The organism is Micromonospora sp. WMMD730, assembly GCF_049178955.1.
Lineage (GTDB): Bacteria > Actinomycetota > Actinomycetes > Mycobacteriales > Micromonosporaceae > Micromonospora > Micromonospora wenchangensis.
This window is the reverse complement of record NZ_JBMHML010000002.1, coordinates 6,850,837-6,861,218: the sequence shown is the minus strand read 5'-3', so window position 1 is coordinate 6,861,218 and position 10,382 is coordinate 6,850,837. Positions and strand designations below refer to the sequence as shown.

The 10,382-nt window shown below is 71.3% G+C and carries 9 protein-coding genes; 8 read left to right on the top strand and 1 reads right to left on the bottom strand.

The features are described from left to right. From nuoI to ACN265_RS29265, 7 genes are all read left to right on the top strand, one after another. Positions 1 to 639 (top strand): NADH-quinone oxidoreductase subunit NuoI, encoded by a 639-nt coding sequence (nuoI, locus tag ACN265_RS29295; protein WP_204925774.1) that lies wholly within the window; start codon positions 1 to 3, stop codon positions 637 to 639. Then, on the top strand, positions 636 to 1,406 hold the full coding sequence (locus tag ACN265_RS29290; protein ID WP_421410713.1) for an NADH-quinone oxidoreductase subunit J: 771 nt from the start codon (positions 636 to 638) through the stop codon (positions 1,404 to 1,406). The genes nuoI and ACN265_RS29290 overlap by 4 nt, the downstream gene beginning before the upstream one ends. A 115-nt stretch (positions 1,407 to 1,521) precedes the next feature. Then, a complete protein-coding gene (nuoK, locus tag ACN265_RS29285) occupies positions 1,522 to 1,821 on the top strand; it encodes an NADH-quinone oxidoreductase subunit NuoK (protein WP_067300503.1) in 300 nt (99 codons plus the stop codon). A gap of 12 nt (positions 1,822 to 1,833) precedes the next feature. Continuing rightward, positions 1,834 to 3,792 (top strand): NADH-quinone oxidoreductase subunit L, encoded by a 1,959-nt coding sequence (gene nuoL / locus ACN265_RS29280; RefSeq protein ID WP_421410712.1) that lies wholly within the window; start codon positions 1,834 to 1,836, stop codon positions 3,790 to 3,792. Between the two features lie 64 nt (positions 3,793 to 3,856). Next, positions 3,857 to 5,389, top strand: coding sequence for an NADH-quinone oxidoreductase subunit M (locus ACN265_RS29275; RefSeq protein ID WP_204925776.1), 1,533 nt, complete (start codon positions 3,857 to 3,859; stop codon positions 5,387 to 5,389). 34 nt (positions 5,390 to 5,423) lie between these two features. Continuing rightward, entirely contained in the window at positions 5,424 to 6,977 is a 1,554-nt protein-coding gene (gene nuoN, locus ACN265_RS29270) for an NADH-quinone oxidoreductase subunit NuoN (protein ID WP_204925777.1), read from the top strand. Between the two features lie 90 nt (positions 6,978 to 7,067). Then, entirely contained in the window at positions 7,068 to 8,150 is a 1,083-nt protein-coding gene (locus ACN265_RS29265) for a polyprenyl synthetase family protein (RefSeq protein ID WP_204925778.1), read from the top strand. 27 nt (positions 8,151 to 8,177) lie between these two features. On the opposite strand, the gene ACN265_RS29260 is transcribed toward ACN265_RS29265, so the two are convergent. Further along, positions 8,178 to 9,359 (bottom strand): MFS transporter, encoded by a 1,182-nt coding sequence (locus ACN265_RS29260; protein ID WP_204925779.1) that lies wholly within the window; start codon positions 9,357 to 9,359, stop codon positions 8,178 to 8,180. A gap of 158 nt (positions 9,360 to 9,517) precedes the next feature. On the opposite strand from ACN265_RS29260, the gene ACN265_RS29255 reads away from it, so the two are divergent. Then, on the top strand, positions 9,518 to 10,300 hold the full coding sequence (locus ACN265_RS29255) for an IclR family transcriptional regulator (RefSeq protein ID WP_088646144.1): 783 nt from the start codon (positions 9,518 to 9,520) through the stop codon (positions 10,298 to 10,300). Positions 10,301 to 10,382: the final 82 nt, after the last annotated feature.

Genomic DNA, 10,382 nt, shown 5'->3' with positions numbered 1-10,382 from the left:
GTGGGCACGATCACCGGAACGTTCAAGGGCTTCGGGGTCACCTTCTCGCACATGTTCAGGAAGGTCGTCACCACCGACTACCCGTTCAAGCCGCCGGTCTCGGCGCCGCGCTACCACGGGCGGCACATCCTCAACCGGCACCCGGACGGCCTGGAGAAGTGCATCGGCTGCGAGCTGTGCGCCTGGGCCTGCCCGGCGGACGCGATCTACGTCGAGGGTGGCGACAACACCGACGAGCAGCGTTTCTCGCCGGGTGAGCGGTACGCCAGCGTCTACCAGATCAACTACGCCCGGTGCATCTTCTGCGGGCTCTGCATCGAGGCCTGCCCGACCCGTTCGCTGACCATGAGCAACGAGTACGAGCTGGCCCGGGACAACCGGCAGGACCTCATCTTCACCAAGGAGCAGTTGCTCGCTCCGCTGCTCGAAGGCATGGAGCAGCCGCCGCACCCGATGCGGCTCGGTGACAGCGAGAAGGACTACTACGTCGGCGCGCTGACCAACCCGGGCACGTCGGCAGGTGCCGAGCAGTCGCCGATGGGGCCCGGCCGCTACCAGGTCGAGGAGCACCCCGGGGTGACCTTCCCGGGTGCCGAGCAGGCGGCCCAGCGGGCGGCGGGCAAGGGAGCCGGAGCATGAACACGTCCACGGTGCTCGCCGCGGCGGGCCAGGTGTCCGGGGGTGAGGAGGCCACCTTCTGGATCCTCGCCCCGTTGGCGCTGATCGGCGCGATCGGCATGGTCTGGGCGCGCAACGCCGTGCACTCGGCGCTGTTCCTGGTGCTCACCATGCTCTGCCTGGGCGTGTTCTACGTGCTCCAGGCCGGGCCGTTCATCGGCATGGTGCAGATCATCGTCTACACCGGCGCGATCATGATGCTGTTCCTGTTCGTGCTGATGCTGGTCGGCCGGGACGCCTCCGACTCGTTGATCGAGACGCTGCGCGGCCAGCGGGTCGCCGCGGTGGTGCTCGGGCTCGGCTTCGCCGGGCTGGTCGGCACCGGCCTGTACCGGGCGCTGAACGGGGTCACCGCCGTCGGCCTGGACCAGGCCAACGCGGAGGGCAACGTGCAGGGCATCGCCCGGCTGCTGTTCACCAAGTACGTCCTGGCCTTCGAGCTGACCTCCGCGCTGCTGATCACGGCGGCGATCGGGGCGATGGTGCTGGCGCACATCGAGCGGCGCAAGGAAGACAAGATGGACCAGGTCGCCACGATGAAGGCCCGGTTCCGCCCCGGCAACTACCCGGGCCCGAAGCCCGGTCCGGGCGTCTTCGCCACCTCCTCCTCGGTGGCCACCCCGGCCCGGCTGCCCGACGGCCGGCTGACCGACCGCAGCACCCCGGCGATCCTGCCGCAGCGGGAGCTGACCGCCGAGGAAACCACCCTGAAGGGGACGGAACGGTGAGCGCGAGGAGTGCAGCGAAGCGGAGCCCCGCAGTCGCGAACGGCGGCGTGGCTTCGGTGAGCGCGAGGAGTGCAGCGAAGCGGAGCCCCGCAGTCGCGAACGAAAGGTCGGTCCGGTGACCCCCGACTACTACCTGATCCTGGCCGCGGTGCTGTTCACCGTCGGCGCGGTCGGCGTGCTGGTGCGGCGTAACGCGATCGTGCTGTTCATGTGCGTCGAGCTGATGCTCAACGCGGCCAACCTGACGCTGGTCACCTTCAGCCGGATCAACGGTGACCTCAACGGACAGATCATGGCGTTCTTCGTGATGGTGGTGGCGGCGGCCGAGGTCGTGGTCGGGCTCGCGATCATCATGTCGATCTTCCGGACCCGGCGCTCCGCGAGCGTCGACGACGCCAACCTGCTGAAGTACTAAAGGGGCCCTGCGGTGGATGAGATTCTGACGTACGCCCAGGCAGAGCCGGCCGGCGCCGTCACCTACGCGGCGGCGGACGGGCTGCTGAGCAGCGTCTGGCTGCTGGTGGCGATCCCGTTGGCGAGCGCGGCGATCCTGCTGCTGCTCGGCCGGCGGGCCGACCGCTGGGGGCACTGGCTGGGTGTGGCCGCGATCGGCGCCGCGTTCGTGCTGGGGCTCACCTCGTTCTTCCAGCTCCGCGGGCTGGAGAACAAGTCCGTCGAGCTGAGCCTCTGGGACTTCATCACGGTCGGCGACCTGCGGGTGGACTTCGGTCTGCTCTTCGACCCGCTGGCCGCGGTCTTCGTCCTGCTGATCACCGGGGTGGGTTTCCTGATCCACCTCTACGCGGTCGAGTACATGGCGCACGACGAGGGCCGGCGACGGTTCTTCGCGTACTTCAACCTCTTCGTCGCCGCGATGCTGCTGCTGGTGCTCGGCAACAACTACGTGATGCTCTACTTCGGCTGGGAGGGCGTCGGTCTGGCGTCGTACCTGCTGATCTCCTTCTGGTACGGGCGGCCGAGCGCGGCCACCGCCGGTAAGAAGGCGTTCCTGATGAACCGGGTCGGCGACGCCGGCCTGGCGATCGGCATCTTCATCCTGTTCGCCACCCTCGGCACCACCCAGTACGACGAGGTCTTCTCCTCCGTCGGCGGGCTGGCCAGCGGCACGGTGCTGGTGCTGGGCCTGCTGCTGCTGCTCGGCGCGGCCGGCAAGTCCGGTCAGTTCCCGCTCCAGGCGTGGCTGCCGGACGCGATGGAGGGCCCGACCCCGGTGTCGGCGCTCATCCACGCCGCCACCATGGTCACCGCGGGCGTCTACCTGATCGCCCGGTCCAACCCGATCTTCTCGGCCAACGAGACCCTCCAGCTCGTGGTGGTCAGCGTCGGCGCGTTGACCCTGCTGATGGGCTGTGTCATCGGCGCGGCCAAGGACGACATCAAGCGGGTGCTGGCCTGGTCGACCGTCAGCCAGATCGGCTACATGTTCCTCGGCGTCGGCCTCGGCGGCGCGGCGTACGCGCTGGCCATCGTGCACCTGCTGGCGCACGGCTTCTTCAAGGCCAACATGTTCCTCGGTGCCGGCTCGGTGATGCACGGCATGAACGACCAGGTGGACATCCGCCGCTTCGGCGGGCTGTCGAAGTACATGAAGATCACCTGGATCACCTTCATGATGGGCTGGCTGGCCATCATCGGCATGTTCCCGTTCTCCGGCTTCTTCTCCAAGGAGCCGATCATCGTGGCCGCGTTCGAACGGGAGGGCTGGACGGCCTGGCTGTTCGGCGGGGCGGCGCTGCTCGGCGCGGGGTTGACCGCCTTCTACATGACCCGGTTGTTCGTGCTGACCTTCCACGGCCCGAAGCGGTGGACCGAGGACATCGAGCACCCGCACGAGTCGCCGAAGCTGATGACCATCCCGCTGATCCTGCTGGCGATCGGCTCGGTCGGTGCCGGTTTCCTGCTCGCCACCTCCGTACCGGACTGGCTGACCGCCACCGCCGGGCTGGGCGGCGAGCACGCCGAGCACGCGGCGGTGCTGCCGCACTGGCTGCTGACCACGCTGTCGCTGGTGGTGACGGTGCTCGGTGCCGGGCTGGCCTGGGCGCTGTTCCGCAACGGCACGGTCACCGCGCCGCAGCCCGCCGGGGTGCTGGTCACCGCCGCCCGGCGCAACCTCTACACGGACGCCTTCAACGAGGTGGTCTTCGAGAAGCCGGGCATCTTCCTCACCCGGGCGCTGGTCTTCCTCGACAACCGGGGCGTCGACGGGCTGGTCAACGGCCTGGCCGCCGGGGTCGGGGGCGGTTCGGGTCGGCTCCGGCGGTGGCAGACCGGCTTCGTCCGGTCGTACGCCACCTCGATCCTGACCGGCGCGCTGCTCGTGGTGGCGGCGTTCCTGGCGGTGCAGGCGGGGTGGCTGGCGTGATCGACCTCAATGCGACCGCCCCCGCCGGCGGGCCCCGCATCCACGACGGAGGTAAGGCCGCATAATGTCCAACTTCCCGTTCCTCTCGGTGCTGACCGTGGCACCGCTGGTCGGCGCCCTGGTCGTGGCCTTCCTGCCGCGTCGCCGGCCCGACCTGGCCAAGCAGGTGGCGTTCGGCTGGTCGCTGCTGGTGCTGGCGCTGTCGGTGGTGATGTGGGTTTCCTTCCAGGCCGACGGTGACCGGCTCCAGTTCCGCGAGTCGTACCCGTGGATCCCCACCTGGGACGTCAACTTCACCTTCGCCGTCGACGGCATCGCGCTGGTCATGCTGATGCTGATCGCGGTGCTGGTGCCGCTGGTGATCCTGGCGTCCTGGCACGACGCCGACGCGTCGAAGCGGTCGGTGCCCGCCTACTTCGCCCTGCTGCTCGTCCTCGAATCCACGATGATCGGCGTCTTCGCCGCCGCCGACGTCTTCCTGTTCTACGTGTTCTTCGAGGTCATGCTGGTGCCGATGTACTTCCTGATCGGCAGCTACGGCGGCCACCAGCGGCAGTACGCGGCGGTGAAGTTCTTCCTCTACTCGCTGGTCGGCGGGCTGTTCATGCTCGCCGCCGTGATCGGCCTGTGGGTGGTCGGCGGCAAGACCTTCGACTGGCAGACGCTGACCCAGGTGGACATCTCCACCGGCACCGAGCGCTGGCTGTTCCTCGGCTTCTTCCTCGCCTTCGCGATCAAGGCGCCGTTCTTCCCGTTCCACACCTGGCTGCCGGACGCCGGTCGGGCCGCCCCGGCGGGTGCCGCCGCGCTGCTGGTCGGCGTGCTGGACAAGGTCGGCACGTTCGGCATCCTGCGGTACTGCCTGCCGCTGTTCCCGGAGGCGTCGAAGTGGTTCGCCCCCTGGGCGCTGGCGCTGGGGCTGATCGGCATCCTGTACGCCGCGTTGCTGGCCGTCGGCCAGTCCGACCTGAAGCGGCTGGTGTCGTACACCTCGATCGCGCACTTCGGGTTCATCGGGGTCGGCATCTTCGCCTTCACCACGCAGGCGGGTACCGGCGCGGTGCTCTACATGCTCAACCACGGGCTCGCCACCGGCCTGCTGTTCCTGGTCGTCGGGATGCTCATCGCCCGCCGGGGCTCGTCGCTGATCTCCGACTTCGGTGGGGCCGGCAAGCTGGTCCCGCTGCTGGCGGGGGTGCTCTTCTTCGCCGGTCTGGCCTCGCTGGCGCTGCCCGGCACCGCGCCGTTCGTCTCCGAGTTCCTGGTGTTGATCGGCACCTTCACGGTGAACAAGCCGGTCGCGGTGATCGCCACCCTGGGCATCATCCTGGCGGCGGCGTACGTGCTGTGGATGGTGCAGCGCACCACCCAGGGCACGCTCAACCCGGAGTTGACCGAGGTCAAGGCGATGCACCGCGACCTCACCCTGCGCGAGAAGGCAGTGGTCGCCCCGCTGATCGCCCTGATCGTGCTGCTCGGCTTCTACCCCAAGCCGGTCACCGATGTGATCAACCCCGCCGTCCAGGCGACCATGCAGGACGTCGGCAAGACCGATCCCGCCCCTGAGGTCGGCAGCGTCCAGGAGGCTGCGCAGTGAGCCCCGCAGTCGCGAACGAAAGGCGGCATCCGCAGTGACCGAACTCAAGTTGCCGTCGATCGACTACGCGGCGATCGCCCCGATCCTGATCATGCTGGGGGTCGCCCTGCTCGGTGTCCTGGTGGAGGCGTTCGTGCCGCGCCGCCGCCGGCACCTGGTGCAGCTCTCGCTGTCCCTGCTGGCGGTGCTCGCCGCGCTGGTGATGGTGGTGCTCAGCGCCGACGTCCGGCGGGTCACGGCGGGCGGGGCGCTGGCGGTGGACGGTCCCACCCTCTTCCTCCAGGGCACCATCCTGGTGCTCGCCGCGATGGCGCTGCTGCTGATCGGTGAGCGGTCGGTGGAGCGCGGCGGCGCGTTCGTCGCCCAGGCGGCGGTGACCGCCGAGTCGGCCGACGACCGGCAGCAGGCCGAGGGTCGCAACGGGGCGACCGAGGTCTACCCGCTGACCAGCTTCGCGATCGGCGGCATGCTGATCTTCGTGGCGGCGAACGACCTGCTGACCATGTTCATCGCGCTGGAGGTCTTCTCCCTGCCGCTCTACCTGCTCTGCGCGCTGGCCCGTCGCCGGCGGCTGCTGAGCCAGGAGGCGGCGATGAAGTACTTCCTGCTCGGCGCGTACGCCTCGGCGTTCTTCCTGTTCGGCGTGGCCCTGGTCTACGGCTTCACCGCCGGCATCCCGGGCCGTTCGGCAGGCGTCGACTTCGCCACCGTGCACGCCGCGGTGAACGAGTCCCCGGCCAGCGAGGTGCTGCTGTTCGCCGGGATGGCGCTGATCGCCATCGGCCTGCTGTTCAAGGCCGCCGCCGCCCCGTTCCACGTCTGGACCCCGGACGTCTACCAGGGCGCACCCACCCCGGTCACCGGCTTCATGGCGGCCTGCACGAAGGTGGCCGCGTTCGGTGCCCTGCTGCGGGTCTTCCACGTGGCGTTCGACCAGGCGGCCTGGGACTTCACCCCCGTCCTCGGGGTGGTGGCGGTGCTCACCATGCTGATCGGCGCGGTGCTGGCGGTCACCCAGACGGACATCAAGCGGCTGCTGGCGTACTCGTCGATCGCCAACGCCGGATACCTGCTCGTCGGGGTGCTCGCCCCGACCGGCGCGGGCGTCTCCGGCACGATGTTCTACCTGGCCGCGTACGGCTTCTCGGTGCTCGCCGCGTTCGCCGTGGTGACCCTGGTCCGGGACGCCGACGGGGAGGCCACCCACCTGTCCCGCTGGGCCGGGCTGGGCCGCCGCTCGCCGTTCTACGCCGGGGTCTTCACCTTCATCCTGCTGGCCTTCGCCGGTATCCCGTTGACCAGCGGCTTCATGAGCAAGTTCGCGGTCTTCGGTCCGGCGTTGGAGAGCGGGCACGCCTGGCTGGTGGTGGCCGGTGTGCTGACCAGCATGGTGCTGGCCTTCCCGTACCTGCGGGTCGTGGTGATGATGTGGCTCTCCGAGCCGGGCGAGAGCACCCCGACCGTCGCGGTGCCGGGCGGGTTGACCGCCACCGCGCTGATGATCGGGGTGGCCGCCACCCTGATCCTCGGCGTGCTGCCGGCGCCCCTGCTCGACCTGGCGACGGACGCCGCAGCATTCGTCAGGTGATCCGTTCCGTTCGGCCGTGGGGCCGGTGCGCTCAGGCGTGCCGGCCCCACGGCCGTATCCCCCGTCCGGAGCAGGTCGAACGGGTGTGGCATGGTTGATGGCGTGGTGATTCCGACGGGGGAGCGTTCAGGTGCCGTCGGCTCCGGTGGTCGTCGGGGCCGGGCGGGCACGGGTCAGATCGGCGCGCTCGGCGTGCACCTGGCCGATCCGCGGGTCGAGGCGTCCGTGCTGGGCCTGCTGGACGACGTCGAGGTGGAGCTGCGGGCCAGCGTGTCCAGCGCCGACCCGCTCGTCACCGAGGCGGCCCGGCACCTCGTCGAGGCGGGCGGCAAGCGGTTCCGGCCGTTGCTGGTGGCGCTGGGCGCGCAGTTCGGCGACCCGGGGGGCCGGCAGGTGGTGCCGGCGGCCGTGGTGATGGAACTCACCCACCTCGCCACCCTCTACCACGACGACGTGATGGACGAGGCCGCCGTGCGGCGGGGCGCGCCCAGCGCGAACTCCCGCTGGACCAACTCGGTGGCCATCCTGGTCGGCGACTACCTCTTCGCGCGGGCCGCCGACATCGCCGCCGACCTCGGTCCGGAGGCGGTACGGCTCCAGGCGCGCACCTTCGCCCGGCTCGTGCACGGGCAGATCGCCGAGACCGTCGGCCCCCGCACGGCGGACCCCGTCGACCACTACCTGCGGGTGATCGCCGACAAGACGGGCTCGCTGATCGCCACCTCGGCCCGGTTCGGCGGCATGTTCGGCGGGGCGACCGAGGAGCACACCGAGGCCCTCGCCGGCTACGGCGAGACCATCGGGGTGGCCTTCCAGCTCTCCGACGACCTGCTCGACATCGCCTCCGAGTCGATGCAGTCGGGCAAGACACCCGGCACCGACCTGCGGGAGGGGGTGCCGACCTTGCCGGTGCTCTACGCGCTGGCCGGCGACGACTCCGACGCGGCCTCGGTGCGGCTGCGGGAGATCCTGGCCACCGGCCCGCTGGTCGACGACGCGCTGCACACCGAGGCGCTCGGCCTGCTCCGGGAGTCCCCGGCGCTCAAGCGGGCCCGGGAGACCGTCCGCAGCTATGCCGAGGACGCCCGCGCCCAGTTGACGCCGTTGCCCCGGATTCCGGCCCGGCAGGCGCTGGAATCGCTCTGCGACTACATCGCTGACCGCACCAGCTGAACCCCGCGCCGCCCGGGTCCGGTCCGCTCATGGCGTGGCGGAGCGGCGCAGCAGCCGGCTGCCGGTGAGCATGAGGACGGCGGCGAGGAGCATCGCGACCCCGGCGGTCAGCCACATCACCGGGTAGCCGCCGGCCCCGGCGAGCGCACCGAGCCCGAGCGGGCCGAGGCAGCCGCCGGCGTACACCCCGGTCTGGGTGATCGAGGTGGCGGCGGCCGGGGCCTGCGGGTGCAGCCGGACCACCGCGAAGTTCAGCAGGCCGGGCCACGCCCAGCCCAACCCGAAGCCGAGCACCACCCCGACGGTCAGCGGCACCGCCCCGGCCACCGCCAGCAGCCCCAACCCGACTGCCCCGACCACCAGCATCGCGGCGATCAGCGCGACGTGACCGGTGTCCCGTCGGTCGGCGAGCCAGCCGACGCCGATCCGGGCCGCCACGCAGACCGCGCCGCCGAGGGTGAGCACCAGTCCGGCCGGGCCGGGGGCGAGCCCTCGGTGCACCGACGAGTCGACCACGAAGGTGCCCAGCGCGTTGGCTGCGCCCGCCGCGAGGGTGGCTGCCACGCCGACCACCACCAGCGCCGTGGTGGCCCCACCGCCGCGTTCCGCCGCGCGCTCCCGTACCGGTCCGGCCGGCTGCGGGGGTACGGCCGGCAGCGCGGCCAACGCGGCCCCGGCGGCGGCCACGAAGGCCCAGCGCCAGCCGGCGGTGAGGGCGATCGCCGGCACCGCTGCCCCGGCCAGCAGGGTGGACGCGGGGATGGCGGCCTGCTTCACCCCGAACGACAGGCCCTGCCGCCGGGCGGGCACGTGCCGGGCCAGCGCGGCGTTGCTGGCGAGTTGACCGAGGGCGTTGGCGGCGGCGCTGAGCGCGAGCAGGCCGACCAGCACCGGGTAGGAGCGGGCCAGTCCGGCGATGGCGAGCAGGCAGCCGGCGGCGAGTCCGACGGCGGCGCGGGCCACCACGGCCGGGCCGACCCGCTCCACCAGCCGGCCCGACGGCACCGCGGCGAGCGCGCTGACGCCGAAGTAGACCGACACGGCCAGGCCCAGCCCGGCGGGGGAGAAGCCCAGGTCGTCGCCCATCTGCACGGCGAGCCCGCCGACCAGGAAGACCGGCAGGACGCTGGCGATGGTGGTGGCGACCGCCCCGCCGCCGGCCCGCAGGGGACGTACGGCCGGCGTACGGCTGAGGGCGGTGTCGGTCATCGTGGGCCCAACCTACGCGAGTCGTGTTCCTGACAACGCTCGGCGTGTCGCCCGGGAACCCGCCGTATACCGCCTGATCTGGCATCCCCCACCCGAACGGGCGTTCCGTCTTGGCCGGGTTTTTCATATGGTGTAAGTCCCCGGCTGCGGAGGTGGTTGTGCGTGACCCCCTGGCGGAACCTTCGGATCTGATCCGAAGTGTGTCCCGCGCGCTACGCGTGCTCGAGTCGGTCGGTCGTGCCCCGAAGGGCCTGACGGTCAAGCAGATCGCCCGGCGGTGCGAGCTGACCGTCGCCACCACGTACCACCTGGTCCGCACCCTGGCCTATGAGGGTTACGTGATCCGGCGGGAGGACGGCACCTACATCGTCGGCCTGGAGATCGCCGACCGGTACCGGGAACTGGTCACCGCGTTCCGGGGCCCGGCGGCGGTCGGCGAGTCGCTGCGGCGGGCCGCCGTCGACACCGGGTGGAGCCACTACCTGGGTCGCTTCGTCGGCGGCCAGGTGGCGGTCACCGCCGTCGCCGAGGGGGCCCGCTCGCCGTACCTGGAGGACATGGTCCCCGGCTTCGACGAGGGCGCGCACGCCACCGCCCTGGGCAAGGCGCTGCTGGCCACCCTCACCACCGAGCAGCGCCTGCGCTACCTGCGCGACTACGGCATGCGGCCGTTCACCACCGCCACCCTCACCAGCCCCGAGGCGTTCGAGGCGGATCTGGCCGCCGGCGACCGGCGGGGCATGCAGTTGGAGCTGGGGCAGTTCCGGCAGGGGGTGGCGTGCGCCGCCGTCCTGGTCACCCCGGACAAGGACATGGAACGGCGGGTGGTGCTGGCCTGCGCCCTGCCGGCCAGCGAGATGATGACCTCCGCCCGGGTGGTCCGCGCCAAGCTGCTCACCGCCGCCCGCGCGGTCGCCGACGGCATCGCCGCCGACCTCTGAGCCGCCCGGCGTACGGGCGAAGGCCCCCTCCCGGACCGAAGCGGGAGAGGGCCTTCGCGGCCGGCCCGGCGGGGCCGACCCG